The 26,062-nt window shown below is 67.6% G+C and carries 20 protein-coding genes; 7 read left to right on the top strand and 13 right to left on the bottom strand.

Annotated elements, in window-relative coordinates:
* Positions 1-76: 76 nt before the first annotated feature.
* The 5 genes from FBY21_RS18180 to FBY21_RS18160 form a co-directional block, all read right to left on the bottom strand.
* Positions 77-934: a glycine betaine ABC transporter substrate-binding protein gene (locus FBY21_RS18180; protein ID WP_044409239.1), complete on the bottom strand. Its 858-nt coding sequence runs from the start codon at positions 932-934 to the stop codon at positions 77-79.
* A 121-nt stretch (positions 935-1,055) separates the two neighbouring features.
* Positions 1,056-2,000, bottom strand: coding sequence for a choline ABC transporter substrate-binding protein (locus tag FBY21_RS18175; RefSeq protein ID WP_074967283.1), 945 nt, complete (start codon positions 1,998-2,000; stop codon positions 1,056-1,058).
* Positions 2,001-2,035: 35 nt separating this feature from the next.
* Positions 2,036-2,932: an ABC transporter permease gene (locus FBY21_RS18170; RefSeq protein WP_074967285.1), complete on the bottom strand. Its 897-nt coding sequence runs from the start codon at positions 2,930-2,932 to the stop codon at positions 2,036-2,038.
* A 1-nt stretch (position 2,933) separates the two neighbouring features.
* On the bottom strand, positions 2,934-4,130 hold the full coding sequence (locus tag FBY21_RS18165) for a glycine betaine/L-proline ABC transporter ATP-binding protein (RefSeq protein ID WP_044409231.1): 1,197 nt from the start codon (positions 4,128-4,130) through the stop codon (positions 2,934-2,936).
* A gap of 669 nt (positions 4,131-4,799) precedes the next feature.
* Positions 4,800-5,738 carry a choline ABC transporter substrate-binding protein gene (locus tag FBY21_RS18160; protein WP_142012736.1) on the bottom strand — a complete coding sequence of 313 codons (939 nt, stop codon included), beginning with the start codon at positions 5,736-5,738 and terminating at the stop codon, positions 4,800-4,802.
* 267 nt (positions 5,739-6,005) lie between these two features.
* On the opposite strand from FBY21_RS18160, the gene FBY21_RS18155 reads away from it, so the two are divergent.
* Entirely contained in the window at positions 6,006-7,382 is a 1,377-nt protein-coding gene (locus tag FBY21_RS18155; RefSeq protein ID WP_142012735.1) for an L-serine ammonia-lyase, read from the top strand.
* 418 nt (positions 7,383-7,800) lie between these two features.
* Positions 7,801-8,895: a GlxA family transcriptional regulator gene (locus FBY21_RS18150; RefSeq protein WP_044409222.1), complete on the top strand. Its 1,095-nt coding sequence runs from the start codon at positions 7,801-7,803 to the stop codon at positions 8,893-8,895.
* A gap of 939 nt (positions 8,896-9,834) precedes the next feature.
* On the opposite strand, the gene FBY21_RS18145 is transcribed toward FBY21_RS18150, so the two are convergent.
* The 7 genes from FBY21_RS18145 to FBY21_RS18115 form a co-directional block, all read right to left on the bottom strand.
* A complete protein-coding gene (locus FBY21_RS18145) occupies positions 9,835-10,080 on the bottom strand; it encodes a hypothetical protein (protein ID WP_044409219.1) in 246 nt (81 codons plus the stop codon).
* A 25-nt stretch (positions 10,081-10,105) separates the two neighbouring features.
* Positions 10,106-10,885: an electron transfer flavoprotein subunit beta gene (locus tag FBY21_RS18140; RefSeq protein ID WP_044409216.1), complete on the bottom strand. Its 780-nt coding sequence runs from the start codon at positions 10,883-10,885 to the stop codon at positions 10,106-10,108.
* A complete protein-coding gene (locus FBY21_RS18135) occupies positions 10,875-12,107 on the bottom strand; it encodes an electron transfer flavoprotein subunit alpha/FixB family protein (protein WP_074967291.1) in 1,233 nt (410 codons plus the stop codon). The genes FBY21_RS18140 and FBY21_RS18135 overlap by 11 nt, the downstream gene beginning before the upstream one ends.
* 37 nt (positions 12,108-12,144) lie before the next feature.
* Complete coding sequence (gene dgcB / locus FBY21_RS18130; RefSeq protein ID WP_142012734.1) at positions 12,145-14,103, bottom strand: dimethylglycine demethylation protein DgcB; 1,959 nt, start codon at positions 14,101-14,103, stop codon at positions 12,145-12,147.
* A 92-nt stretch (positions 14,104-14,195) separates the two neighbouring features.
* On the bottom strand, positions 14,196-16,256 hold the full coding sequence (gene dgcA, locus FBY21_RS18125) for a dimethylglycine demethylation protein DgcA (protein WP_044409207.1): 2,061 nt from the start codon (positions 16,254-16,256) through the stop codon (positions 14,196-14,198).
* Positions 16,257-16,271: 15 nt separating this feature from the next.
* Entirely contained in the window at positions 16,272-16,802 is a 531-nt protein-coding gene (locus FBY21_RS18120) for a DUF5943 domain-containing protein (RefSeq protein WP_044409204.1), read from the bottom strand.
* A gap of 140 nt (positions 16,803-16,942) precedes the next feature.
* Complete coding sequence (locus FBY21_RS18115; RefSeq protein ID WP_044409203.1) at positions 16,943-17,920, bottom strand: dipeptidase; 978 nt, start codon at positions 17,918-17,920, stop codon at positions 16,943-16,945.
* Positions 17,921-18,374: 454 nt separating this feature from the next.
* Between FBY21_RS18115 and FBY21_RS18110 the strand changes: the two genes are divergently transcribed.
* Genes FBY21_RS18110 through FBY21_RS18095 form a run of 4 tightly spaced genes read left to right on the top strand, consistent with a single transcriptional unit; the run spans position 18,375 to position 23,498 of the window.
* Complete coding sequence (locus FBY21_RS18110; protein WP_044409202.1) at positions 18,375-18,857, top strand: formate dehydrogenase subunit gamma; 483 nt, start codon at positions 18,375-18,377, stop codon at positions 18,855-18,857.
* Positions 18,851-20,407 (top strand): NADH-ubiquinone oxidoreductase-F iron-sulfur binding region domain-containing protein, encoded by a 1,557-nt coding sequence (locus FBY21_RS18105; protein ID WP_142012732.1) that lies wholly within the window; start codon positions 18,851-18,853, stop codon positions 20,405-20,407. Before FBY21_RS18110 ends, FBY21_RS18105 begins: the two co-directional genes overlap by 7 nt.
* Positions 20,404-23,280 (top strand): formate dehydrogenase subunit alpha, encoded by a 2,877-nt coding sequence (gene fdhF / locus FBY21_RS18100; protein ID WP_142012729.1) that lies wholly within the window; start codon positions 20,404-20,406, stop codon positions 23,278-23,280. Before FBY21_RS18105 ends, fdhF begins: the two co-directional genes overlap by 4 nt.
* Positions 23,277-23,498 carry a formate dehydrogenase subunit delta gene (locus FBY21_RS18095; RefSeq protein WP_044409197.1) on the top strand — a complete coding sequence of 74 codons (222 nt, stop codon included), beginning with the start codon at positions 23,277-23,279 and terminating at the stop codon, positions 23,496-23,498. Before fdhF ends, FBY21_RS18095 begins: the two co-directional genes overlap by 4 nt.
* Positions 23,499-23,853: 355 nt before the next feature.
* Here FBY21_RS18095 and FBY21_RS18090 read toward each other — a convergent pair whose 3' ends face one another.
* Positions 23,854-24,810, bottom strand: a complete 957-nt coding sequence (locus FBY21_RS18090) for a GlxA family transcriptional regulator (RefSeq protein ID WP_142012726.1) — start codon at positions 24,808-24,810, stop codon at positions 23,854-23,856.
* 255 nt (positions 24,811-25,065) lie between these two features.
* Between FBY21_RS18090 and choX the strand changes: the two genes are divergently transcribed.
* Positions 25,066-26,001 carry a choline ABC transporter substrate-binding protein gene (gene choX, locus FBY21_RS18085; protein WP_044409191.1) on the top strand — a complete coding sequence of 312 codons (936 nt, stop codon included), beginning with the start codon at positions 25,066-25,068 and terminating at the stop codon, positions 25,999-26,001.
* Positions 26,002-26,062 lie beyond the last annotated feature (61 nt).

The raw sequence follows: 26,062 nt of genomic DNA, 5'->3' as shown, positions 1-26,062 counted from the left end.
CCAGGCGCTGGGGCAAGGCCCATGAAAAAGCCCCCGACGGCAGGGCCGGCGGGGGCTTGGGCGAGCGTGGCGCGGCTTACTTCAGCCACTCCTCCACGCGCTGCGGGTTCTTGGCGATCCAGGCCTTGGCGGCCTCTTCCGGCTTGGCGCCTTCGCGGATGGCCAGCATCACGGCACCGACTTCCTCGCCGCTCCAGGAGAATTTCTTCAGGAAGGCGGTGGCATCGGCGGCCTTGGCTTCCAGGCCCGGGTTGACCACGGTGTCGACGTGTTCGTCATCGCCGAAGACCTTCTTCGGGTCTTCCAGGAAGCGCAGCTTCCACTTGGCGAACATCCAGTGGGGGATCCAGCCGGTCACCACGATGGGCTTCTGGGCTTTCTCGGCGCGGGTCAGGGCGGTGGCCATGGCCGGGCCGGAGCTGGGCATCAGCTTGATGTCCAGGTTGTATTGCTTGATCGCGTCCTCGGTGCGGCGCATCACGCCGGCACCGGCGTCGATCCCGGTGATCTTGCCGTCGAAATCGGCCTTGTAGGTGTTCAGGTCTTCGATGGATTTGGCCTGGACGTAGTCCGGCACGATGAGGCCGATCTTGGCCCCTTTGTAGTTGGAGCCGAGGACGACCACCTTGTCCTTGAGCTTCTCGTAGTACTCGCCGTGGGTGGCCGGCAGCCAGGCCGAGAGGGTGGCATCCAGGTCGCCCCGGGCCACGCCCTGCCACATGATGGCGGGCTCCACCGGCTTGAGGTCGACGCCGTAGCCGAGCCGTTCCTTGAGGATTTCGCCGGCGACGTGGGTGGCAGCGACGCTGTCGTCCCAGCCGTTGACGTAGCCGATCTTCAGGGTGGGTTTGTCAGCGGCATGGGCCGTGCCGAGGCCAAGGGCCAGGGCGGCGATGCCGATGGATTGCAGACACAGGGACTTCAGCTTTCGCATACGTATTGCTCCATCAGGTGGGATTGGCAGCATTGCTACGTTGGAGGCCTGAACCCGTTCTTGGGCGGGCTTGGCGAGTCCGCGCACCGTGGCCGGGCGGCCACGGTGGCGGAAAGGGAAGTCAGAGACCGAGGTGCTTCTTGACGGCAGCGGCGCCGTCCTGGCCGTCGAAGGTGGTGACGCCGGCGAGCCACTTGTCGAGCACGGCGGGGTTGGCTTTGAGCCAGGTGGTGGCGACCTTCATCGGGTCTTCCTTCTTCAGGATGTTCTCCATCAGCTGGCTTTCCATCTCGACGTTGAACTGCAGGTTGTTCAGCAGCTTGCCGACGTTGCCGCAGCGGGCCTCGTAGTCCGGCGGTACCACGGTGTAGACCTTGGCGGCGCCGTAGTCGGGGCCGAACACGTCATCGCCGCCGGAGAGGTAGGTGATGTCGAACTGGGTGTTCATCGGGTGCGGGGCCCAGCCGAGGAAGACCACCGGCTCCTTCTTCTTGATGGCGCGCTGCACCTGGACCAGCATGCCGGCCTCGGAGGACTCGACCATGCGGAAGCTGCCCAGGTCGAACTGGTTGCCCTTGATCATCTTGTCGATCAGCAGGTTGCCGTCGTTACCCGGCTCGATGCCGTAGATCTTGCCGCCCAGCTGGTCCTTGAACTTGGCGATGTCCTGGAAGCTCTTCAGGCCGGCTTCGGCCGCGTAGGTGGGCACGGCCAGGGTGTACTTGGCGCCTTCGAGGTTGGCGGTCGGCAGCACCTTCACGCCGTTGTCCTTGGTGAAGGGCTCGATCACCGCGTCCATCGACGGCGCCCAGTAGCCCAGGAAGACGTCGATCTGCTTGTTCTTCACGCCGGTGAAGGCGATCGGCACCGAGGCCATGATCTTGCGCGGGTTGTAGCCCAGGCCTTCGGTCAGCACCATGGCCACGCCGGTGGTGGCGGAGATGTCCGCCCAGCCGATTTCCGCGAAACGTACCTGCTTGCAGCTTTCCGGCTCACCGGCCCAGGCGCCTTGCATCAGCGCACAGGCCAGCAGGCCGACTCCCGCCATTTTCTTCATGTTCTTCATCAGCAACTCCCCTGGTACTCGTTTATTGGCGTTTCTTAGGAAGGCTTCACCTGGCGCTGCAGCCGTGCCCGGGCGCTGAACCAGCCGAACAGGCTGGCACGACCCTGGACGCGCGGGGTGCCGAAACTCTCGGTGATGCGGTCGAGGATGATCGCCAGCAGCACCACGGCCATGCCGCTCTCGAAGCCCAGGCCGATGTCCAGGCGCTGGATGCTGGCGAGTACGTCGTTGCCCAGGCCGCCGGCGCCGACCATCGAGGCGATGATCACCATCGACAGCGCCATCATGATGGTCTGGTTGACCCCGGCCATGATCGACGGCATCGCGTTGGGAAGCTGCACCTTGTATAGCAGCTGCCAGCTGGTGCAGCCGAAGGATTGGCCGGCCTCGACGATTTCCTTGTTCACCTGGCGGATGCCGAGGCTGGTCAGGCGCACCGCCGGGGGCATGGCGAAGATTACCGTGGCGATGATCCCCGGCACGCGGCCCAGGCCGAAGAGCATGGCGGCGGGAATCAGGTAGACGAACGCCGGCATGGTCTGCATGAAGTCGAGGATCGGCCGGATGATGATGGCCACCCGCTCGCTCTTGGCGGCCCAGATGCCCAGCGGGATGCCCAGCAGCAGGCTGATGAGGGTGGAGGAGAAGGTCAGGCCGAGGGTGACCACGGTCTGCTCCCAGAAGCCGGTGAGCACGATCAGCACCAGCGAGGCGGCGGTGAACAGCGCGAACTTCACGCCGATGCGCCACAGGCCGAGGCCGACGAACACGGCGATCAGCAGCCAGGCCGGCGGCCACATCAGGAAGCGCTCGATCAGCTCGGAGAAGCCGCTGACCACGGCGCCCACGTTCTCGAAGGCGCCGCCGTAGTTTTCCAGCAGGTGCTGGACGACGTCGTTGACCCAGCTGCCCAGATCCAGTTTCTCGCTCATCTCACACCCCCTGCAGTCGGCTCAGCAGGCGGCCCTTGCTGATCGCCCCGGCATAGTGGCCCGCCTGGTCGATGACCGGGATGGGGCCTTCGTTGTCCACCAGGCGCTCGATCACCTGGTCCAGTGGCAGGTCCTCGGGCACCGGCACGATCTGCTTGAGCAGGTCCGGTTCGAGGCTGCGGGAGCGGCCGTCCTCCACCAGCAGGGCGATCTTTTCCAGGCTGATGGAGCCGCGGAAGCGGTTGTCCTCGTCGACGATGAAGGCGTAGTGCTTGTCCATCGCCTGCAGCTCGCGGCACACCTGCAGCGCATCCGGCGCCTTGCCGTTGTGCACGTAGAGCGGGACGCTGTCGGCCTTGAGCTGGCCGGCGGTGAGGTAGCGGCTGGTGTCGACGGTGTCGAAGAAGTTGCGCACGTAGTCGTTGGCGGGCTTCTCGATCAGCTCCTGCGGGGTGCCGACCTGGACCAGCTTGCCGCCTTCCATGATGCCGATGCGCGAACCGATGCGCATGGCTTCCTCGATGTCGTGGGAGACGAAGATGATGGTGCGGCGGTGGGTCTTCTGCAGCTCCAGCAGCACGTCCTGCATCTCGCGGCGCTTGAGCGGGTCGAGGGCCGAGAAGGCCTCGTCCATGATGATCATCGAGGGGTCCACCGCCAGGGCGCGGGCCAGGCCCACGCGCTGCTGCATGCCGCCGGAGAGTTCGTGGGGGTACTTGTGGGCGAAGGGCGCCAGGCCCACCTGCTCCAGCACTTCCATGGCACGACGCTCGCGCTCCTTCTTGCTCTTGCCGGCCACTTCCAGGCCGAAGGCGGCGTTGTCCAGCACGGTGCGCGAGGGCATCAGGGCGAAGGACTGGAACACCATGCTCATGTCGCGACGACGCAGGTCGATCAGCTGTGCCTTGGGCAGCTTGGCCACGTTCTGGCCGTCGATGAAGACGTCGCCCGCGGTCGGTTCGATCAGACGGTTGATGAGGCGGATCAGGGTGGACTTGCCGGAGCCCGACAGGCCCATGAGGACGAAGATCTCGCCCTCTTCGACGCTGAACGAGACGTCGCTGACGCCGATCACCGCGCCACGTTCAGCGAGAATCCGTTCCTTGCTCCAGCCTTGCTTGAGCAGGTCGATGGCTTCTTGTGGCTGTTGGCCGAAAACCTTGTAGAGGTTCTGGACCACGATTTTTCCAGACTGCATGGGATCATTCCCCTTCGGTAGGCATCCTTGTCGGACACGCGTGCTCGCGGGCTCCCATCCAGGGCGCGGCGCCAGGTGCTGTCGACTGTTCTTGCCTGTGTGGGTTTACTGGTTCCAGGGCCTGGCAGGGAGGCTGTGCGACGTCGAGCCGACGACCGGGTGCCCACGGATTCAGACAGCCACCCTCACCCCGCAGGGCATGGACGCCTGATCGAATCCTTGAGTTCCTGTCCTTCGTTGCGCTGAGTTGCAAACCGCTTTCCACACCCTCTGGCAGTGCTACGTGACCCGATCCCTGGGTCATTCCACACCTCGACCGGAGGTGCGCGTACATCCGAAATTTCTTGTAGGGCCACGTCCCGTCAGGAGGGCATGGCCGCTTTGTGTTCTTCGGTCCGGGGCGGAGGGCCCCGGTCTGCCGCACCTCCCTGGGAGTGCGACAGCGACGAAATCGGCTGTCTCAACGATATAGCCTCGGCATACCGGCAATTGTCGGTTTACGACCCTGACGTGTTGGGCGACGACATCAGCCAATGGCGGAAAACCTTAACAGAAAGTTTTTGCCCGGCGCGACCGCTGGAACCCGCGTGGCGACTGGCCTGCAGCACTTGAGCAGGCTGCAGGCCAGGGCAGCCGGGGGCTGCGGTGGAGTGGAGGGAACGACAGAAATCAGGGTTCGTCGGCCAGGTTCAGGGCAGGATCCGCCGGTTTTCCGTCGCGGGTGGTGACGCCTTCGAGCCAGCGCGCCAGGTCGGCGGGGTTCTCCTTCAGCCAGGCCTTGGCCTCGCGGCGACGGTTGGTGCTTTGGTTGAGCACGGCGCCCATCAGGTGGTTCTCCATGGCCAGGGAGAAGCGCAGGTTCTTCAGCAGGCGCCCGAGGTTCGGGCACTCCTTGGCCAGCCCCGCGCGGGTGTTGGTGTAGACGGTGGCACCGCCGAAGTTCGGGCCGAAGTAGTCGTCGCCGCCGGCCAGGTACTGCATCTCGAAGGTGTTGTTCATCGGGTGCGGCTCCCAGCCGAGGAACACCACCCACTGCTTGAGGTGCTCGGCGCGCTTCACCTGCGCCAGCATGCTGCTCTCGCTGGACTCCACCAGCTGGAAGTCACCGACGCCGAAGGCGTTCTCGCTGATCATCCTGCCGATCAGCTTGTTGCCGTCGTTGCCGGGCTCGATGCCGTAGATCTTCCCGCCCAGCTCCTTGCGAAAGCGCGCCAGGTCGGAAAAGTTCTTCAACCCGCCGTCCCACGCCGCCTTGTTCACCGCCAGGGTGTACTTGGCGCCTTCCAGGTTGGCGCCCAGGGTGTCGACGCTGCCTTTCTCGCGGTAGGGGGCGATGTCGTTCTCCATGCTCGGCATCCAGTTGCCGAGGAACACATCGATCTTCTTGTCCGCCATGGCCTTGTAGGTGTCGGGCACGGACAGGCGCTTGACCTGGGTGCTGTAGCCCAGCTCGGTGAGCACGTAGCGGGTCACGGCGGTGGTGACGGTGATGTCGGTCCAGCCGACATCGGCGAAGCGAACGGTGGAGCAGGACTCCGGATCGGCAGCCTGGGCCAGCAGCGGAAAGCACAGCGCTGCGGCCAGGCCCCAGGTTTTTCTAGGGTTCATGGTCTTATCCACAGGGTGTTTCGGATCGGGGAAACCCGCGTGGCGAACGATGCGCTGCTGGCCGGAGCGGGGCGCCTGGATCATGGCGCCGTAGACGTGTCGCTTTCTACGAAGCAGGTCGCAAGCAGGACGGCGCTGTCGTTTTTCCACGCTCGATGTGGGGATAACGGGCGACGCATTCGGACACGAGCAAGTCGGTGTGGGACGTTCGCCGCTCACGGAAATGCCGATGATGTGCGCGATGCAACCCAGTCAGCGGAGAGTCCCGTGGCCATCAGCGTGTTCGACCTGTTCAAGATCGGTATCGGCCCATCCAGTTCCCACACCGTCGGGCCCATGCGCGCTGCCGCGCTGTTCGTCGGCGCCCTGCGCGAGCGCCACCTGTTGGAGCGCGTGCGTCGGCTGGAGGTGAACCTCTATGGTTCGCTGTCCGCCACCGGCGTCGGGCACGGCACCGACCGCGCGGTGATCATGGGGCTGATGGGCGAGTGGCCCGACCAGATCGACCCGCAGCTCATCGCCCCGCGCATCGCCACGCTGATGGAGCGCAACGAACTGCTGCTGGACGGTCGCCTGCCGGTGCCCTTCGTCTGGTCGCGGGACATGCGCCTGCTGGACGAGAACCTGCCCTACCACCCCAACGCCATGACCCTGGTGGCCCTCGGTGAGGACGGCGAACTGCACCGCGACACCTATTACTCCGTCGGCGGTGGCTTCGTGGTGGATGCCGAGCAGGCCGCCTCCGGCCGCCTCGACCAGGACACCACCGCGCTGCCCTATGACTTCTCCAGCGGCGACGAATTGCTGCAGCTCTGCCAGCGCCACGGGCTGCGCGTGTCCGAACTGATGATGGCCAACGAGCGTGCCTGGCGCAGCGACGAGGCGATCCGCAGCGGCCTGCTGCGCCTCTGGGCGGCCATGCGCGAATGCGTGGAGAACGGCCTGCGCCACGAAGGCGTGCTGCCCGGCGGCCTCAACGTGCGCCGCCGTGCCGCGCGCCTGCACCGCAGCCTGCTGGACCTGGGCAAGCCCAACGTCATCGGCTCCACCATGAGCGCCATGGAGTGGGTCAACCTGTATGCCCTGGCAGTGAACGAAGAGAACGCCGCCGGCGGGCGCATGGTCACCGCGCCCACCAACGGCGCCGCCGGCATCGTCCCCGCCGTGCTGCACTACTACATGCGCTTCAACCCCGAAGCCTCCGATGACGACGTGGTGGCGTACTTCCTGGGCGCCGCCGCCGTCGGCATCCTCTGCAAGAAGAACGCCTCCATCTCCGGCGCCGAAGTGGGTTGCCAGGGCGAGGTCGGCTCCGCCTGCGCCATGGCCGCCGCCGGCCTGGCCGAAGTGCTCGGGGCCAGCCCCGAACAGCTGGAGAACGCCGCCGAGATCGCCCTGGAGCACAACCTCGGCCTCACCTGCGACCCGGTCGGCGGCCTGGTGCAGGTGCCCTGCATCGAACGCAACGCCATCGCCGCGGTAAAGGCCATCAACGCCGCGCAGATGGCCCTGCGTGGCGACGGCGAGCACTTCATCTCCCTAGACCGGGTGATCCGCACCATGCGCGACACCGGGGCCGACATGCACGACAAGTACAAGGAAACCTCCCGCGGCGGCCTGGCCGTCAGCGCCATCGAGTGCTGACCCGCCCGTGCCCCCGGCCCGGGCGCGCCGCCGCCTTTTGGTGCGTCGCGCCCGGAGCGACTGGAAAGACCTCCTGACCAATCGGTCACATCACGCGCCGTTCGTCTGTTACGGCCCACATTCCCGGATGTAGCGGGGTGACAGCGGCCCTCCCGTCCGGTGCTACCGAACACCCCAGACGCCAGGAACCACGCGGCCTGGCGGTCGCTATCAGAATGTTTCTGTCGCTCTCGCCTAGCCCCGCTGGCATGGGGTTTGGATGAATCGACGCATTTTTATTGAACAGCTGATCAATCCAGGCATGGCCTTTGCCTTGTAGAAAGGGCAACCGTCTGGGTCAGCGCGTACCAGAACCACCAATAAGAAAGAGGGCCTCGCAATAGAGGCTCAATGCGTGTTTAGCGTGAGGGTTTCGCAGATGTCACAGTCCACCACCGGCTCCCAGCCTCAGAATCGCGTCCCCCAAACCATCGGCTTCCTGCTGCTGGACAACTTCACCCTGATCTCCCTGGCCTCGGCGGTGGAACCGCTGCGCATGGCCAACCAGCTTTCCGGCAAGGAGTTGTACCGCTGGTACACCCTCAGCCAGGACGGCAAGCCGGTCAGCGCCAGCGACGGCCTGCAGATCACCCCCGACGCCGGCCTGGAGAACGCGCCGGCGCTGGATGCGGTGATCGTCTGCGGCGGGGTGGACATCCAGCACAGCGTGACCCGCGAGCACCTGCACTGGCTGCAGGTGCAGTCCCGCCAGGGCCGCCAGCTGGGCGCCGTGTGCACCGGCAGCTGGGCGCTGGCCAAGGCCGGTCTGCTGGACGGGTTCGACTGCAGCGTGCACTGGGAATGCCTGGCGGCCATGCAGGAAGCCTTCCCCCGCGCCGCCGTGACCACCCGCCTGTTCTCCATCGACCGCAACCGCAACACCTCCTCCGGCGGCACCGCACCGATGGACATGATGCTGCACCTCATCGGCCGCGAGCATGGCCGCGAGCTGGCAGCAGCGATCTCCGAGATGTTCATCTACGAGCGCATCCGCAACGAGCAGGACCACCAGCGCGTGCCCCTCAAGCACATGCTCGGCACCAACCAGCCGAAGCTGCAGGAAATCGTCGCGCTGATGGAGGCCAACCTCGAAGAGCCCATCGACCTGGACGAACTGGCCTGCTACGTCGACGTTTCCCGTCGCCAGCTGGAGCGTCTGTTCCAGAAGTACCTGCACTGCTCGCCGTCGCGCTACTACCTCAAGCTGCGCCTGATCCGCGCGCGCCAGCTGCTGAAGCAGACCGCCATGTCGATCATCGAAGTGGCCTCGGTGTGCGGCTTCGTCTCCACCCCGCACTTCTCCAAGTGCTACCGCGAGTACTTCGGCATCCCGCCCCGTGACGAGCGCGCGGGCCAGAACGCCAACGTCGTCGCCCTGGTGCCGCTGCCGGAAGACCTGCGCCGCCCCTCCACCGCCGGCGTCGCCCTCAGCCGCGCGCAGAGCGAATCCACCTTCGCCAGCGTCCGCCTGTAACCCACCCGGGGCCGCCCAGCGGCCCCGTTCCCCAAAACGTCCCTGTAGCCCGGGCTTCAGCCCGGGAAACTCCCCTGCTGAAACCCGCCCGTAAGAGCAAGCTCTGCTCGCGGAGGTTCTTCCCTTGCCCATCCCCGGACTGAAGTCCGGGCTACGCGGTTTTGCCTGGGGATTTGGTGCGGGGGCCTTTCGCGGTTGAAACCGCTCCCACGGGCTGGTGCCGGCCTGTGGGCGCGGTGGGATTCGATGCGGTTCGCCGAGCTCACCGCATCCTACGTCGCATGCGATGGAGGTGACGGAGGTGGACGTAGGATGGGCTGAGCTGTGCGAAGCCCATCGGCGCCAGGGTGCGTCCCCAGAACGTCCCCGTAGCCCGGGCTTAAGCCCGGGCTACACGGTTTTGCCTGGGGTTTTGGTGCGGGGGCTTTCGCGGTTGAAACCGCTCCCACGGGGCTGGTGCTGGCTTGTGGGCGCGGCGGGACTCGATGCGGTTCGCCGAGCTCACCGCATCCTACGGTAGCGTGCGATGGGTGGCGGGGCTGGACGTAGCCCGGGCTTTAGCCCGGGAGTTTCCCAGGCTGGTACCTGCCCGTAGGAGCGAGCTCTGCTCGCGAAGGTTCTTCCCCTGCGCACCCTGCCCATTCCCGGACTGAAGTCCGGGCTACGCGGTTTTGCCTGGGGTTTTGGTGTGGGGGCTTTCGCGGTTGAAACCGCTCCCACGGGGCTGGTGCCGGCTTGCGGGAGCTGCTGGATTCGATGCGGTTCGCCGAGCTCACCGCATCCTACGGTCGCGTGCGATGGAGGTGGCGGAGGCGGACGTAGGATGGGCTGAGCTGTGCGAAGCCCATCGGTGCCAGGGGATGTTTCGTGTCGGCGGGCGACGGTTTTGCGTGGGCATGAAAAAGGGCGCCAGCGGCGCCCTTCGTCGTTACGGGGGAATCAGCGCGGCACCAGGGCTGGGAGCAGGGTGCGGGAGATGGCTTCGCGCACCTGGGGCAGCAGGGTGGCGTTGCCGCCCAGCAGCTCCTCCACCAGGCGCCGCAGGGCGGTGGCGCGTTCCGGGCTGAGGCCGCTGACGGCGTGTTCGCACGCCTGTTCGGCGCTCACCCCCGGCGGAATGCTGAGGCCCAGTGCAACCAGCCGGTCGCGGAAGTCATCCTGGTCGATCAGATCGGCATGCATCATGTCGGTGTCTCCTCCTGGTGCTGCGTCAGCGCAGCACGCCCTCTTCCTGCAGCAGTTTGAAGATAGCCTCGGCACCCGCTTCCGGCGAAAGGTCCTTGAGGACCTGGCCGCCCCCACCGGAGGCCTTGGCCGTTGCCGCCTTCATCCGCTCGGCACCGGTCTTGGCCTTGATCACCTTGAGGCGCTTGGGGCGCGGGCGGGCGGGTTGCAGCTGGCTGTCGGCGAACAGCTCGTCTTCTACCACGTCCACGTCTTCGGCACTTAGCTGTCCGCGACGCGCCGGGCCGTAGGCGCTCTGCCGTGCGGCCGGGGCGGCGTTGTCGACGCTGGCGAGGAACGGCAGGCGCACCTTCAGCCGGCGCCGCTGGCCACGGGGCAGGGCTTGCAGCACCTGGGCGACGCCGTTGTCCACCTTCTCCACTTCGGCCAGGCCCACCACCAGCGGCCAGCCGAGGCGTTCGGCCAGCAGGTAGGGCAGCATGCCCGAGCCTTCGCCGGTTTCCGCCTGGCTGCCGGTGAGCACCAGCTGCGCGCCGCTGTGCTGGATGAAATCGCCGAGGGCCGGCAGGGCGTCGTCACGCGGGCCCTGCTCCAGCACCACCAGCTCGGTCAGGCCCATGCCCAGGTAGCTGCGCAGGGCGTCTTCCCGGGGATCGCCGGCGTGCACCACCCGCAGCTGCGGGCCGGCCAGGCGCAGGCCCAGCTCCACCGCGCGGGCGTCCTGGTCGGCGCGGCGCGGACGGCCGGACGTGGGGTGGGCGCCGACGGAGACGAGGCTGACGATCTTCAGTGCGTCATGCGGCATCGCGTGCCCCTCCCTGACGGTATTGCCGTACCCGCTCGATGAGCGCGGCGAGGATGGCGCCGGAGTCGCCGATCACCGAGAGATCGGCGCGTTTGATCATGTCGCAGCCCGGGTCCATGTTCACCGCCACCACCTTGTCGCAGGCGCCGATGCCTTGCAGGTGCTGGATGGCCCCGGAGATGCCCACCGCGAGGTAGACCCGCGCGGTGACCCAGGTGCCGGTGGCGCCGACCTGGCGGTTGCGCGGCATGTGGCCGTCGTCCACCGCCACGCGGGAGGCGCCTTCGGTGGCACCCAGCTCGCGGGCGGCCTGGTGGAACAGGTCCCAGTCCTTCACGCCGTTGCCGCCGGAGAGGATGAACTCCGCTTCGGCCATGGGAATCTGCGCCGGGTCCACGGCCACCGGGCCGAGGTCTTCGATGCGCGGCAGGCTGTGGGCGATGGCGTGGGTGAGTTCCAGGGCGCGGGCCTCGTGGCGGGTCTCGCTGACCGGCTCGGCGCATTCGGCGGCGGCCAGCACCAGGCGCGGCAGGCGCCGTACCAGGTCTTCACGGCCGGCACCGGCACGGCCCGTGGCCTGCTGGTCGGCCACCTGCCAGACGCGGGTGGCGGGGCGTTCGCCGAGCTTGGCGGCCAGGCGCCGGCCCAGCTCGCCGCCACCGGTGCGGCTGTCGGGCAGCAGCCAGTGGCGCGGCGCCAGCTGGCTTTCCACGGCGCTCAAGGCCAGCACCCGCGCTTCCGGCGAGTAGCCGTCGAAGGCTTCACCGGGGATGCGCAGCAGGCGGTCGACGCCAGCGGTGTCGAAGGCGCTTTCCTTGTCCTCGCCGAACACCACGGCCACCACGGCGCCGTCACTGCCGGCGAGCTTGCGGGCCAGGCCGAGCAGGTCCTTGTCGTGGCTGGAGAGGCGGCCGCCGACCATGTCGGGCACCACGCAGATGTGGAAGGCCGGTTGTTCGATGACCAACAGTGGCAGCTGCACCACCTCGGGCGCGCTGCTGCGCTTGCCGGCGGTGCCCTGCTGGGCGCCGCTGCGGTCGATGCGCTTGACGCCGTTGGGGCCGATGAAGCCGGCGGCGGCCACATGGGGGTTCTTGCGCAGCACGCCGTTGGGGCCCATCCAGCTGGCCTGGCCTTGGGTCTGCAGCAGGCCGTGCAGCGGGTGCAGGCGGTTGCGGGCGATCCACTCGGCGCGTGGGTCGCGGCGGATGATGTCGCTCATGCTCGGGTCTCCAGGCGGGGGAGGCGGTGGATGGGCATCACGCCACCTCCATGGACGCTTTGGCGGCGGCTGGTTTCTTCACCTCGGCCGGGGCCTCGATGAGCACGTCGGCCACCAGTTCGGCGATGTCCTTGATCTCCGGGCGCGGGGCGACCACGCCTTCGAGCATCGCGGTGCACTGCGGGCAACCGACGGCCACCAGTTCGGCGCCGGTTGACTGGATGTCCACCATGCGCATGTCGGGAATCCGCTGCTTGCCGGGGATGTCGGTGATCGGCGCGCCGCCACCGCCGCCACAGCAGCGGGAGCGGAAGCCGGAGCGCTCCATTTCCTTCACCTCGATGCCGATGGCCTTGAGCACGGCGCGGGGCGCTTCGTACTCGCCGTTGTAGCGGCCGAGGTAGCAGGGGTCGTGGTAGGTCACGCTGCCGGCCTTGCTCTGGCCGAGGTTCAGCGCGCCGCCGCGCACCAGCTCGTCGATGAAGGTGGTGTGGTGCAGGACGTCGTAGTGACCGCCGAGGGCGCCGTACTCGTTCTTCAGCACGTGGAAGCTGTGGGGGTCGCAGCTGACGATGCGCTTGAAACGGTACTTGGCCAGGGTGGCGATGTTGCGCCTGGCGAGGGTCTGGAAGGTGGCTTCGTCACCCAGGCGCCGGGCCACGTCGCCACTGTCGCGCTCTTCCAGGCCGAGCACGGCGAAGTCGACGTTGGCGGCCTTGAGCACTTTCACGAAGGCGCGCAGGGTGCGCTGGTTGCGCATGTCGAAGGCTCCGTCGCCGACCCAGAACAGCACGTCCGCCTGCTGCTTGTCGCTCATCAGTGGCAGGTTCAGGTCGGCCGCCCAGTTCAGCCGGCCGCCGGGGGCGAAGCCGCCGGGGTTGTCGGTGGCGATGAGGTTTTCCAGCACCTCGGCACCCTTGTTCGGGGTGGCGCCCTTCTCCAGGGTCAGGTGGCGGCGCATGTCGACGATGGCGTCGACGTGCTCGATCATCATCGGGCACTCCTCGACGCAGGCGCGGCAGGTGGTGCAGGACCACAGCGTATCGGCATCCACCAGGGCCTTGCCCTCCAGGGACACGATGGGCTGGTGCGGGCCGCCGCTGTGCTCACCCAGGGCCTTGCCGGGGTAAGGGCTGCCGGCGAAGGAGGCGTCGTTGCCGCCGGCCAGGCCGATGACCATGTCCTGGATCAGCTTCTTCGGGTTCAACGGCTGGCCGGCGGCGAAGGCCGGGCACATGGCTTCGCACTTGCCGCACTGCACGCAGGCGTCGAAACCGAGCAACTGGTTCCAGGTGAAGTCGGTGGGTTTCTCCACGCCCAGCGGGGCGCTCGGGTCGGTCAGGTCCAGGGCCTTGAGGCCGGTGGAGCGGCCGCCACCGAAGCGTTCGGCGCGGCGGTGCCAGGCCAGGTGCAGGGCCCCGGCGAAGGCGTGCTTCATCGGCCCGCCCCAGGTCATGCCGAAGAACAGCTCGGACACGCCCCAGGCCACGCCCACGGCGAGGATGGCCGCGAGGAACCAGCCGCCGAAGCCGGCCGGGAGGATGCCGGCCACCGGCAGGGTGGCGATGAAGAAGCTCGCAGAGAACATCAGCAGGCTCTTCGGCAGGCGCATCCACGGGCCTTTGGACAGCCGCGCCGGCGGGTTGCGCCGGCGCTTGGCGACGAACAGGGCGCCGACGAACATCAGCGCCGTGGCCGCCAGCAGGGCGAAGCCGAGGATGCGGCTGTGCAGGCCGAAGCCATGCACCAGGATGGCCAGCAGCGCCGCCAGGACGAAGCCACCGGCGGTGGCGACGTGGGTCTTGGACATGTACGTGTCGCGCTCGACCACGTGGTGCAGGTCCACCAGGTAGCGGCGCGGCATCTTCATCAGCCCGCCGAGCCAGTCGACCTGCGACGGGCGGCCCCGGCGCCACATGAGGAAGCGCTTCGCGGCGCCGAGCACGGCCAGGCCGAGGGCGGTGAAGAGCAGGAGGGGAAGAATCGTGTTCAGCATTGCTGGTCTCCCTACGGGACCGGGTGAACGCGGGGAGGATGCACGGGAGGGGTTTCGCGTCGCTCACCCCATCCCGCGTCTACCTGGCGGCGTCAGAAGTCCTTGCACAGGCGCAGGGCGTCGTAGATCGCCGCGTGCACGTTGCGGGGGGCGCCACAGTCGCCGATGCGGAACAGCAGGTAACCGTCACCGGGCTCGCTGAGGCAGGGCTGCGGCTGGATGGCGAACAGGGCATCGACGTCGATCTGGCCCTTGTTGCGCGAGCCTTGCTTGAGGGCGTAGTACAGCGTCTCGTCCGGGCGTACGCCGTTCTCGATGACGATCTGGTCCACCACGCGCTCCTCGCGGGCGCCGGTGTACTCGTTCTCCAGCACGGCCACCACCTTGTCGCCCTCGCGGTAGACCTTCTCCAGCACCAGGTCGCCGGTCATGATCACTTCCTTCGGGTACAGGCTGCGGTAGTAGGTCGGGAAGGTGGTGCCACCCATGGCGACGCCGGGCTTGGTGTCGTCGGTGACGATCTCCACCTGGGCGCCCTTCTCGGACAGGTAGTCCGCTGCGGACATGCCGCCGAACTCGCAGATGGTGTCGTAGACCAGCACGTTCTTGCCGGGCTCCACCTTGCCTTCGAGGATGTCCCAGGCGCTCACCACCAGGCCGTCGGCCGCACCCCAGTGCTCGTTCTGCTCGATGAAGGGGTGGCCGCCGTTGGCCAGCACCACGATGTCGGGCTTGAGGTCGAGGATGGTGGCCGGATCAGCGGCGGTGCCCAGGCGCAGGTCGACGCCGAGGCGGGCGATCTCCAGCTGGTACCAGCGGGTGATGCCGGCGATCTGATCGCGCTGCGGGGCCTTGGCGGCGAGGGTGATCTGGCCGCCGAGCTGGTCCTTCTTCTCGAACAGGGTCACGTCGTGGCCGCGCTCGGCCGCCACGCGGGCCGCTTCCATGCCGGCGGGGCCGCCGCCGACGATGACCACCTTGCGCTTCTTGCCGGTGGTCTTCTCGATGATGTGCGGAACGCCCATGTACTCGCGGGTGGTGGCGGCGTTCTGGATGCACAGCACGTCCAGGCCCTGGTACTGGCGGTCGATGCAGTAGTTGGCGCCGACGCACTGCTTGATCTGGTCCACCTGGCCCATCTTGATCTTGGCGATCAGGTGCGGGTCGGCGATGTGGGCGCGGGTCATGCCGACCATGTCCACGTAGCCGCCTTCGAGGATGCGCGTGGCCTGGTTCGGGTCCTTGATGTTCTGTGCGTGCAGCACCGGGACGTTGACCACTTCCTTGATGCCGGCCGCCAGGTGCAGGAAGGGCTCCGGCGGGAAGCTCATGTTGGGGATGACGTTGGCCAGGGTGTTGTGGGTGTCGGCGCCGGAGCCGACCACGCCGATGAAGTCCAGCATGCCGGTGTCGCTGTAGTACTTGGCGATCTGCTTCATGTCCTCGTGGGACAGGCCGTCGGGGTGGAACTCGTCACCGGAGATGCGCAGGCCGACGCAGAAGTCGGGGCCGACTTCCTCGCGCACGGCCTTGAGCACTTCCAGGCCGAACTTCATGCGGCCTTCGAAGGTGCCGCCCCATTCGTCGGTGCGCTTGTTGACGCGGGGGCTCCAGAACTGGTCGATCATGTGCTGGTGCACGGCGGACAGTTCGACGCCATCCAGCCCGCCGGCCTTGGCGCGGCGCGCGGCCTGGGCGAAGTCACCGATGACGCGCCAGATCTCTTCCACCTCGATGGTCTTGCAGGTGGCGCGGTGCACGGGCTCGCGGATGCCCGACGGGGACATCAGGGTCGGCCAGTTGTAGCCGTCCCAGCGCGAGCGCCGGCCCATGTGGGTTATCTGGATCATGATCTTGGCGCCGTGCTTGTGCATGGCGTCGGCGAGGTTCTGGAAGTGCGGGATGATGCGGTCGGTGGACAGGTTCACCGAGCTCCACCACTGCTGCGGGCTGTCGGTGGAGACCACCGACGAGCCGCCGCAGATGGCCAGGCCGATGCCGCCCTTGGCCTTCTCCTCGTAGTAGCGGATGTAGCGCTCGGTGGTCATGCCGCCGTCGGTGGCGATCACCTCGGCGTGAGCGGTGGAAAGCACGCGGTTGCGGATGGTCAGCTTGCCGATCTGGATCGGCTGGAACATTGCTTCGAAGGCCATGGTGCGTGCTCCGGCTTACAGGGGTTTGACGATGAACAGGCCGTCGTCGTGGCCTTCTTCCGAGCCGCTGTAGACCTGCTCGGCGACGGTACGAAGGCTGCTGCCACGGGCGGCGAGGATCTGGTCCATGGCGCCGGCGAACCAGCCGGTGAACATGTAGTCCACCTTGCGGCCGACCTTGCCGTAGACGTAGACGAAGGCGGAGTGCTTGAGCTTGACGCTGGCGGTGCCCTTGTCGAGGTCGATGTCCTGGATCTGGAACAGGCCCCAGCCGCGCTGGGACAGGCGCTTCATGTAGTGCTCGAACACCGCCACGCCTTCCAGGCCGTGGCATTCGGCCTCTTTCTCGCACCAGTGCCAGGCGGACTTGTAGCCGGCCTTGTAGAGGATCTCGGCGTAGCGCTCCGGGCCCAGCTCGGCCTCGATGCCCATGTGGTTGTTGACGAAGAAGTGGCGCGGCACATAGAGCATCGGCAGGGCGTCGGTGGTCCAGACGCCGGTCTCGCTGTCGACTTCGATGGGCAGTTCAGGGGCGTGTTTGGCCATGTGGATAACTCCGAATTCAGGTCAGGTATCGGGCGGATGGCGCTTCAGTCATCCGCCGCAGAGATGAGCCACCGCGCGGTGGGGTGGTGGATGAAAAGAGCGTCATCCACCCTACGATTCGTGTTCGGTTCCGGCTGGCGTCATTCGCCCCAGACGTCTTTCAGGACGTTCACCCAGTTCTCGCCCATGATCTTGCGCACCACGCGTTCGCTGTGGCCGCGCTTGAGCAGGGTCTCGGTGAGGTTGGGGAACTCGCCCACGGTGCGGATGCCCAGGGGATTCACGATCTTCCCGAAGTTGGTCAGGCGGCGGGCGTAGCCCTTGTCGTGGGTCAGGTACTCGAAGAAGTCCTGGCCGTGGCCCTGGGTGAAGTCGGTGCCGATGCCGATGGCGTCCTCGCCGACGATGTTCATCACGTACTCGATGGCTTCGGCGTAGTCGTCGATGGTGGAGTCGATGCCCTTGGCCAGGAACGGCGCGAACATGGTCACGCCGACGAAGCCGCCGTGGTCGGCGATGAACTTCAGTTCTTCATCGGACTTGTTGCGCGGGTGTTCCTTCAGGCCGGAAGGCAGGCAGTGGGAGTAGCAGACGGGCTTCTTCGATTCGAGGATGACTTCCTCGGAAGTCTTGGAGCCGACGTGGGAGAGGTCGCACATGATGCCGACGCGGTTCATCTCGGCGACGATCTCGCGACCGAAGCCGGAGAGGCCGCCGTCGCGCTCGTAGCAGCCGGTGCCCACGAGGTTCTGGGTGTTGTAGCACATCTGCACGATGCCCACGCCGAGCTGCTTGAACACCTCCACGTAGCCGATCTGGTCCTCGAACGCATGGGCGTTCTGGAAGCCGTAGAGGATGCCGGTCTTGCCCTGTTCCTTGGCCTTGCGGATGTCCGCGGTGGTGCGCACCGGGATGACCAGGTCGCTGTTCTCGCGGATCAGGTTGTTGCTGGCGACGATGTTGTTCACCGTGGCCTGGAAGCCTTCCCACACGGAGACGGTGCAGTTGGCAGCGGTCAGGCCGCCCTTGCGCATGTCTTCGAAGAGTTCGCGGTTCCACTTGGCGATGATCAGGCCATCGATGACGATGCTGTCGGCGTGCAGTTCGGCTGGGCTCATCAGGCTGTCCCCTTGGTGTCGGGCGCGCCGAATCGGTTGCCGGCGCTTTGAAGGGAGCATATCCCCGGGGCTTTGGGCGCTATCGCGCAAAAGCGACCGGGGTATTGCCGAAAGCGTCAAGCCGGTCGCGGATAGGCATGCGGGGTTCGGCGAGGCGGCGCCTCGTGGCTGGCCGTGCGTCCGGCATCCGCCGATGGGGCTGCGGGGCATCTATATAAGAAGGTGGCGGCAAGTCGCCCGGCGTCGGTTTCAGCATGCACAGGGTCGCTGAGGTGCAATTTCCCAGGCGCAGGGATGGCAAGCTCGCGTAATGCCCCGGACCCGTGCGCGAAGACGTGCGGTCCCGGCAACAGGGTGGCAACCGGCCCGCGTACCGTGGCGGTCGGCGCTGCCGCAGCCGAAACCTCCAGGCCCAGGCGCTCAGCGCCCGGCCTGTGGAGCCGAGGAACGCTGTATGCCTGATGAGACGCTTCACCTGCCTCTGATTCAGCGCGTGCTGGCGCGGGAGAAGGACACCCCCGGTGCCCTGCTGCCGATCCTGCACGCCATCCAGGAGGGCGCCGGCTATATTCCCGCCCTCGCCATCCCCGAGATCGCCCACGCCCTCAACCTCAGCCAGGCCGAGGTCCACGGGGTGATCAGCTTCTACCACGACTTCCGCACCGCCCCGCCGGCGCGCCACACCGTGCGCCTGTGCCGCGCCGAGTCCTGCCAGAGCCGGGGCGCCGAAGCCCTGGCGGCGCAACTGCGCGAGCAACTGCAGCTGGACGACCACGGCACCCTTGCCGATGGCCGCGTCAGCCTGCGCCCGGTCTATTGCCTGGGCGCCTGCGCCTGCTCCCCGGCGGTCGAGGTGGACGGCAAGGTCCACGCCCGGCTGACCCCTGAACGCCTGCACGCGCTGGTGCAGGGTTGCCTGGAGGACGGCTCATGCTGAGGCTGTGCATCCCCTGTGATTCCGTCGCCCGCGCGGTAGGCGCCGATGCCGTGGCCGCCGCCCTGGTGGCCGAGGCTGCGCGCCGGCAGCTGCCGCTGGAGGTGCGCCGCACCAGTTCCCGTGGCCTCTACTGGCTGGAGCCGCTGGTGGAGCTGGAGGGGGCCGAGGGTCGCCAGGGCTTCGGCCCGGTCAGCGAAGCCGACGTGCCCGGCCTGCTCGACGCCCTGGCTGGTGACGGCCAGCATCCCCTGGCCCTGGGGGCGGTGGAGGAGCTGCCCTACCTGAAGAGCCAGCAGCGGCTGCTCTTCGCCCGTGCCGGCATCACCCGGCCGCTGTCCCTGGACGACTACCGTGCCCACGGCGGCTTCGAAGGCCTGGCCCGCGCCGTGGCGCTGAGCGGTGACGAGATCGTCACCGCGGTGCTGGATTCCGGCCTGCGGGGGCGCGGTGGCGCCGCCTTCCCCGCCGGTATCAAGTGGCGCACGGTGCGTGGCGCCGTCGCCGAGCAGAAGTACGTGGTGTGCAACGCCGACGAGGGTGACTCCGGCACCTTCGCCGACCGCATGCTGATGGAGGGCGACCCCTTCCTGCTGATCGAGGGCATGGCCATCGCCGGCCTCGCCGTCGGCGCCAGCCAGGGCTACATCTACGTGCGCTCCGAGTACCCCCAGGCGGTGGAGGCCCTGCGCGGCGCCATCGTGCTGGCCCGTGATGCCGGCTACCTCGGCACGGACGTGGCCGGCAGCGGCCGGCCCTTCGAGCTGGAGGTGCGAGTCGGCGCCGGGGCCTACATCTGCGGCGAGGAAACCGCGCTGCTGGACTCCCTGGAAGGCAAGCGCGGCGTGGTCCGCGCCAAGCCGCCGCTGCCGGCGCTGCAAGGCCTGTTCGGCCAGCCGACGCTGGTGCACAACGTGCTGACGCTGACCTCGGTGCCGCTCATCCTGGCCCGGGGCGCGGCGTTCTACCGTGACTTCGGCATGGGCCGCTCCCTGGGCACCATGCCCTTCCAGCTGGCCGGCAACGTCCGTCACGGCGGCCTGGTGGAGCGGGCCTTCGGCCTGACCCTGCGGGAGCTGATCGAGACCTACGGCGGCGGCTGCGCCAGTGGCCGGCCGGTGAAGGCCGCCCAGGTGGGCGGTCCCCTGGGGGCCTGGGTGCCGCCCACGCAGTTCGACACCCCGCTGGACTACGAGGCCTTCGCCGCCATGGGCGCCATGCTCGGCCATGGTGGTGTGGTGGTGGCCGACGACAGCCTGGACATGGCGCGGATGGCGCGCTTCGCCCTGCAGTTCTGCGCCGAGGAGTCCTGCGGCAAGTGCACGCCCTGCCGCATCGGCTCGACCCGGGGCGTGGAAGTGGTGGACCGGCTGATCGCCGCCACCGACATCACCGCCCGCGAGGAGCAGGCCCTGCTGCTGCAGGACCTCTGCGACACCATGACCTACGGTTCGCTCTGTGCCCTCGGCGGGATGACCGCCTTCCCGGTCACCAGCGCCCTCAGGCACTTCCCCGCCGACTTCGGGCTGCCGCCCACGGAGGCTGAGCAATGATCCAGATCTTCGACCCCGCCAAGGACACCGACCTGGGCACCCCCGCCCGCCAGAGCGAGGTGCAGGTCAGCCTGAGCATCGACGGCCGCGAAATCAGCGTGCCTGCCGGTACCTCGGTGATGCGTGCCGCCGCGCTGCTCGGCACCACCATTCCCAAGCTCTGCGCCACCGACAGCCTGGAGGCCTTCGGCTCCTGCCGCATGTGCCTGGTGGAAATCGACGGCATGCGCGGCTACCCCGCCTCCTGCACCACGCCGGTGACCGAAGGCATGGTGGTGCGCACCCAGACGCCCAAGCTCGCCAGCCTGCGGCGCAACGTCATGGAGCTGTATATCTCCGACCACCCGCTGGACTGCCTCACCTGCTCCGCCAACGGCAACTGCGAGCTGCAGACCGTGGCCGGCCAGGTGGGCCTGCGCGAGGTGCGCTACGGCTATGACGGAGCCAATCACCTGAGCGATGCCAAGGACACCTCCAACCCCTATTTCGACTACGACCCGAGCAAGTGCATCGTCTGCAACCGCTGCGTGCGGGCCTGTGAGGAGGTGCAGGGCACCTTCGCCCTGACGATCGACGGGCGCGGCTTCGACTCCCGCGTGGCGGCGGCCGGCGGGGAGAACTTCCTCGACTCCGAATGCGTCTCCTGCGGGGCCTGCGTGCAGGCCTGCCCCACCGCCACGCTGATGGAGAAGAGCGTGGTGGAGATGGGCCAGCCGGAGCGCAGCGTCATCACCACCTGCGCCTATTGCGGCGTGGGCTGCTCCTTCCGTGCGGAGATGAAGGGCAATGAGCTGGTGCGCATGGTCCCGGACAAGAACGGCCAGGCCAACCACGGCCACTCCTGCGTCAAGGGCCGCTTCGCCTGGGGCTACGCCACCCACCCGGACCGTATTACCAAGCCGATGATCCGCAAGCGCATCACCGACCCGTGGCAGGAAGTCAGCTGGGAGGAGGCGGTGAACTACGCCGCCGGCGAGTTCCGCCGCCTGCAGCTGCAGTACGGGCGCGACGCCATCGGTGGTATCACCTCCAGCCGCTGCACCAACGAGGAGACCTACCTGGTGCAGAAGCTGGTGCGCGCCGGCTTCGGCAACAACAACGTGGACACCTGTGCCCGCGTCTGCCACTCGCCCACCGGCTACGGGCTGAAGCAGACCCTGGGCGAGTCCGCCGGCACCCAGAGCTTCGACTCGGTGATGCAGGCCGACGTCATCCTGGTGATCGGTGCCAACCCCACCGACGCCCACCCGGTGTTCGGCTCCCAGCTCAAGCGCCGCCTGCGCGAGGGCGCGCGGCTGATCGTCATCGACCCGCGCCGCATCGACCTGGTGGACTCGCCCCATGCCCGCGCCGAGCTGCACCTGGCGCTGCGTCCGGGCACCAACGTGGCCATGCTCAACGCCCTGGCCCACGTGATCGTTACCGAGGGGCTGGTGAAGCAGGACTTCGTCGACGCCCGCTGCGAGCCGGCCGACTTCGCCCGCTGGAGTGCGTTCGTCAGCCGTCCCGAGCACTCCCCCGAGGCCCTGGGTCCGGTTTGCGGCGTAGCCCCGGACGCCATCCGTGCGGCGGCCCGGCTCTACGCCACCGGCGGCAACGCGGCCATCTACTACGGGCTGGGCGTGACCGAGCACAGCCAGGGCAGCACGGCGGTGATGGGCATCGCCAACCTCGCCATGGCCACCGGCAACGTCGGCCGCGAGGGGGTCGGGGTGAACCCGCTGCGCGGGCAGAATAACGTGCAGGGCTCCTGCGACATGGGCTCCTTCCCCCATGAGCTGCCGGGCTACCGCCACGTCTCCAACGAGGCGGTGCGGGCGCAGTTCGAGCAGGCCTGGGGCGTGACCCTGCAGCCCGACCCGGGGCTGCGCATCCCCAACATGTTCGAGGCGGCCCTGGGTGGCAGCTTCAAGGGGCTGTACTGCCAGGGCGAGGACATCGCCCAGAGCGACCCCAACACCCAGCACGTGACCGCCGCGCTGTCGGCCATGGAGTGCGTGGTGGTGCAGGACATCTTCCTCAACGAAACCGCCAAGTTCGCCCACGTGTTCCTGCCCGGCAGCTCCTTCCTGGAGAAGGACGGCACCTTCACCAACGCCGAGCGGCGCATCTCCCGCGTGCGCAAGGTGATGGAGCCGCTGGGCGGCAAGGCCGACTGGGAAGCCACCGTGGCCCTGGCCAATGCCCTGGGCTACCGCATGGACTACCGGCACCCGTCGGAAATCATGGACGAGATCGCCCGCCTCACGCCGACCTTCAGCCGTGTCAGCTACGCCGAGCTGGAGCGTCACGGCAGCCTGCAATGGCCGTGCAACGACGCCGCGCCGGACGGCACGCCGACCATGCATATCGACGCCTTCGTGCGTGGCAAGGGGCGCTTCATGCTGACCGGCTACGTGCCCACCGAGGAAAAGGTGAACAACCGCTACCCGCTGCTGCTCACCACCGGGCGCATCCTCAGCCAGTACAACGTTGGCGCGCAGACCCGGCGCACCGACAACGTGGCCTGGCACGAGGAGGACCGCCTGGAGATCCACCCCAGCGACGCCGAGAGCCGTGGCATCGCCGAGGGCGACTGGGTGGGCGTGGGCAGCCGTGCGGGGCAGACCGTGCTGCGTGCCCGGGTGACCGAACGGGTGGCGCCGGGGGTGGTGTACACCACCTTCCACTTCCCCGAGTCGGGCGCCAACGTGATTACCACCGACAACTCCGACTGGGCCACCAACTGCCCGGAATACAAGGTGACGGCGGTGGAAGTGACGAAGGTGTTCCAGCCTTCCGAATGGCAGAAACGCTATCAGGCGTTCAGTGACGAACAACGGCGCCTGCTCAAGGAGCGCCGCAGGACGGAGAGAGTCGAGGCACGCCGATGAGCACAGACAACCTGATCAAGATGGCCAACCAGATCGCCCAGTTCTTCAGCAGCGAGCCGGACCCGGAGGCGGCGGTGAAAGGCGTCCAGCAGCACCTGCAGAACTTCTGGACCCCGGCCATGCGCATCGAGCTCATGGCCTGGCAGGTGGAGCGCCAGGGCGAGAACCTCCACCCCCTGGTGCAGGCAGCCCTGGCCGAGCAGGGGCGGGCGGTCTAGCCGCATCGTGCGGCCCGCCCGTTGCGCCCGACGGTGGATCGGTAGAGCGCGATCCACCCGCGGTGCTGCGTGCATAGCCCGTAGGATGCGGTGAGCTCGGCGAACCGCATCGCATCCGAGTCGTGCCTGGTAATGATGGGCTTCGCACAGCTCAGCCCATCCTACGAGGCTGCCCAAAGTCGGGCGTTCCCGTGGCGCTCGATGGTGGCTCGGTGGAGCGCGATCCACCCCCCGCGGCACCGTGTGCACAACCCGTAGGATGCGGTGAGCTCGGCGAACCGAATCGAACCCGAACCGGGCCCGGCAAGGATGGGTTTCGCACAGCTCAACGCCATCCTGCGTCTGCTGTGCCGCTTCATCGCTGCGGCGGGTCCGGGTGTTCGTGCCGGTCGCGGCTCGGGGTGGTGTCGAAGCGCTGGCGGTAGCAGCGGGAGAAGTAGCTGGAGGACTCGAAGCCGCAGGCCAGGGCCACCTCCAGCACGCCCATGTCGGTCTGGCGCAGCAGCTGCCGGGCCTTTTCCAGGCGCAGGCCCAGGTAGAAACGGGTCGGCGTGTCCTTCAGGTGCAGGCGGAACAGCCGTTCCAGCTGGCGTGGGGTGACGCCCACGCGCTCGGCCAGGGTGCAGGTCGACAGCGGCGTCTCGCTGTGGCGCTCCATCTCGCCGATCACCTGCACCAGCTTGCGGTTGTGCACGTTGAAGCGGCTGGCGATCTGCATGCGCTGGTGGTCCTGCTGGGAGCGGATGCGGCCGAGCACGAACTGTTCCGACACCTTCAACGCCAGGGCCTCGCCGTGCTGGCGGGCGATCAGCGTGAGCATCAGGTCGAGGCTGGCGGTGCCGCCGGCGCTGGTGATGCGGCGCCCGTCGATCTCGAACAGCTCCTGGGTGACGGTCAGCGACGGGTAGCGTTCGCGAAAGGCGTCGATGGCCTCCCAGTGCAGGGTCAGGCGCTGGCGCTCGAACAGTTCGGCCTCGGCCAGCACGAAGCTGCCGGTGTCGATGCCGCCCAGGCGCACGCCGTTGGCCTCGGCGCGGTTGAGCCAGTGGGACAGGCGCGGGTTGAAGGTGGCCAGCGGCTCGAAGCCGGCCACCACCAGCAGGCAATCCCCGGCGGCCGGGGCCTCCAGGCCGCCATCCACGTTGAGCGACATGCTGTTGCTGCCGGCCACCGGGCCGCCGTCGGCACTGAGCAGGCGCCAGCGGTACAGCTCGCCGCGGAAGCGGTTGGCCACTCGCAGCGGTTCCACCGCCGACATGAGGCCCATCATCGAGAAGCCGGGCAGCAGCAGGAAGCCGAAGGTCTGGGTCATGGGCGGGTTCCACGAGGCGATGAGCACTTAAAAACCAGCTATGCGGCGGGTGCAAGCGGGGAGGTCGTTTCTGTCCTAGAGGTGGTCGTTCTGGTTCGAATCGGCGGGGCGGGCGCTGCGTAAGTTGTGTCCATCGGGTTGACGTGGCGCCCGAGCACGGATGGAGTCGCCGGGCGGGTCGAACGGGCCTGGAGCCGTCGACCCCGGCCTCCTGAACAACAAGTAGAAAGCCGCATGGCCGCAAGGGGAGCATCGATGAAACGTCTTACCGCATTCGCTGGTTGCTGTTTGTTCGCCCTGTCCCACACCGCTGCATTCGCCGCCGACGACGCCAGTTGCCAGAAGATCCGCATGGGCGTGGTGGGCTGGACCGACGTGGTCGCCACCTCCGCCGTCGCCAACGAGCTGCTGGGCAGCCTGGGTTACCAGACCAGCCAGACCCAGGCGTCGCAGCAGATCATCTTCGCGGGTATCCAGAAGAAGCAGGTGGACGTGTTCCTCGGCTACTGGAAGCCGATCATGGACGACAACATCAAGCCCTTCCTCGACAGCGGCGCCGTGAAGGTGGCGGCCCAGCCGTCCCTGGGCGATGCCGTGGCGGTGCTGGCGGTACCCACCTACACCGCCGAGCAGGGGCTGCGCACCTTCGCTGACATTGCCCGCTTCAAGGACCAGCTCGGCGGCAAGATCTATGGCATCGAGTCCGGTTCCGGCGCCAACCTGGCGATCCAGAAGATGATCGATGGCAACCAGTTCGGCCTGGGCGGCTTCAAGCTGGTGGAGTCCAGCGAGGCGGCGATGCTGACGGCGGTGAAGCGTGCGGTGAAGAACCACAAGCCGGTGGTGTTCTTCGGCTGGAAGCCGCACCCGATGAACATCCAGATGCCGGTGACCTACCTGACCGGCAGCGAGGACGTGTTCGGCCCCAACGACGGCGCCGCCACCGTCTCCACCGTGACCGCGCCGGACTTCGCCCAGCGTTGCCCCAATGCCAACCGGCTGGTCACCAGCCTGCGCTTCACCAGCGACCAGGAGGCGCAGCTGATGCAGCCGATCATGGAGCGCCAGGAGCCGGGCAAGGTCGCCCGCGAGTGGCTCAAGGCCAATCCGGCGGTGGTCAAGGGCTGGCTGGAGGGCGTGACCACCTTCGATGGCCGCAGCAGCGACCAGGCCGTCGCCTCCCTGAAGTAATGCCGTTCAACCCCGGTGCGCGGGTTCGCCCGCGCACGGTTTCCGATCGCCTCGCAGAAGG

Origin of the sequence: Pseudomonas sp. SLBN-26 (assembly GCF_006715895.1) — a bacterium.
GTDB lineage: Bacteria > Pseudomonadota > Gammaproteobacteria > Pseudomonadales > Pseudomonadaceae > Metapseudomonas > Metapseudomonas otitidis.
The sequence above is the reverse complement of the archived record's forward strand: the minus strand, read 5'-3'. Positions and strand labels throughout refer to the sequence as shown.

What these genes read in the sequence shown, in the direction of transcription:
- fdhF (WP_142012729.1), top strand. Translation starts at nt 20,404, where the DNA reads ATGATCCAGATCTTCGACCCCGCCAAGGACACCGACCTGGGCACCCCC.
- FBY21_RS18095 (WP_044409197.1), top strand. Translation starts at nt 23,277, where the DNA reads ATGAGCACAGACAACCTGATCAAGATGGCCAACCAGATCGCCCAGTTC.
- FBY21_RS18105 (WP_142012732.1), top strand. Translation starts at nt 18,851, where the DNA reads ATGCTGAGGCTGTGCATCCCCTGTGATTCCGTCGCCCGCGCGGTAGGC.
- dgcA (WP_044409207.1), bottom strand. Translation starts at nt 16,256, where the DNA reads ATGGCCTTCGAAGCAATGTTCCAGCCGATCCAGATCGGCAAGCTGACC.
- FBY21_RS18115 (WP_044409203.1), bottom strand. Translation starts at nt 17,920, where the DNA reads ATGAGCCCAGCCGAACTGCACGCCGACAGCATCGTCATCGATGGCCTG.
- FBY21_RS18145 (WP_044409219.1), bottom strand. Translation starts at nt 10,080, where the DNA reads ATGATGCATGCCGATCTGATCGACCAGGATGACTTCCGCGACCGGCTG.
- FBY21_RS18160 (WP_142012736.1), bottom strand. Translation starts at nt 5,738, where the DNA reads ATGAACCCTAGAAAAACCTGGGGCCTGGCCGCAGCGCTGTGCTTTCCG.
- choX (WP_044409191.1), top strand. Translation starts at nt 25,066, where the DNA reads ATGAAACGTCTTACCGCATTCGCTGGTTGCTGTTTGTTCGCCCTGTCC.
- FBY21_RS18175 (WP_074967283.1), bottom strand. Translation starts at nt 2,000, where the DNA reads ATGAAGAACATGAAGAAAATGGCGGGAGTCGGCCTGCTGGCCTGTGCG.
- FBY21_RS18165 (WP_044409231.1), bottom strand. Translation starts at nt 4,130, where the DNA reads ATGCAGTCTGGAAAAATCGTGGTCCAGAACCTCTACAAGGTTTTCGGC.
- FBY21_RS18120 (WP_044409204.1), bottom strand. Translation starts at nt 16,802, where the DNA reads ATGGCCAAACACGCCCCTGAACTGCCCATCGAAGTCGACAGCGAGACC.
- FBY21_RS18140 (WP_044409216.1), bottom strand. Translation starts at nt 10,885, where the DNA reads ATGCCGCATGACGCACTGAAGATCGTCAGCCTCGTCTCCGTCGGCGCC.
- FBY21_RS18090 (WP_142012726.1), bottom strand. Translation starts at nt 24,810, where the DNA reads ATGACCCAGACCTTCGGCTTCCTGCTGCTGCCCGGCTTCTCGATGATG.
- FBY21_RS18110 (WP_044409202.1), top strand. Translation starts at nt 18,375, where the DNA reads ATGCCTGATGAGACGCTTCACCTGCCTCTGATTCAGCGCGTGCTGGCG.
- dgcB (WP_142012734.1), bottom strand. Translation starts at nt 14,103, where the DNA reads ATGCTGAACACGATTCTTCCCCTCCTGCTCTTCACCGCCCTCGGCCTG.
- FBY21_RS18170 (WP_074967285.1), bottom strand. Translation starts at nt 2,932, where the DNA reads ATGAGCGAGAAACTGGATCTGGGCAGCTGGGTCAACGACGTCGTCCAG.
- FBY21_RS18135 (WP_074967291.1), bottom strand. Translation starts at nt 12,107, where the DNA reads ATGAGCGACATCATCCGCCGCGACCCACGCGCCGAGTGGATCGCCCGC.
- FBY21_RS18150 (WP_044409222.1), top strand. Translation starts at nt 7,801, where the DNA reads ATGTCACAGTCCACCACCGGCTCCCAGCCTCAGAATCGCGTCCCCCAA.
- FBY21_RS18180 (WP_044409239.1), bottom strand. Translation starts at nt 934, where the DNA reads ATGCGAAAGCTGAAGTCCCTGTGTCTGCAATCCATCGGCATCGCCGCC.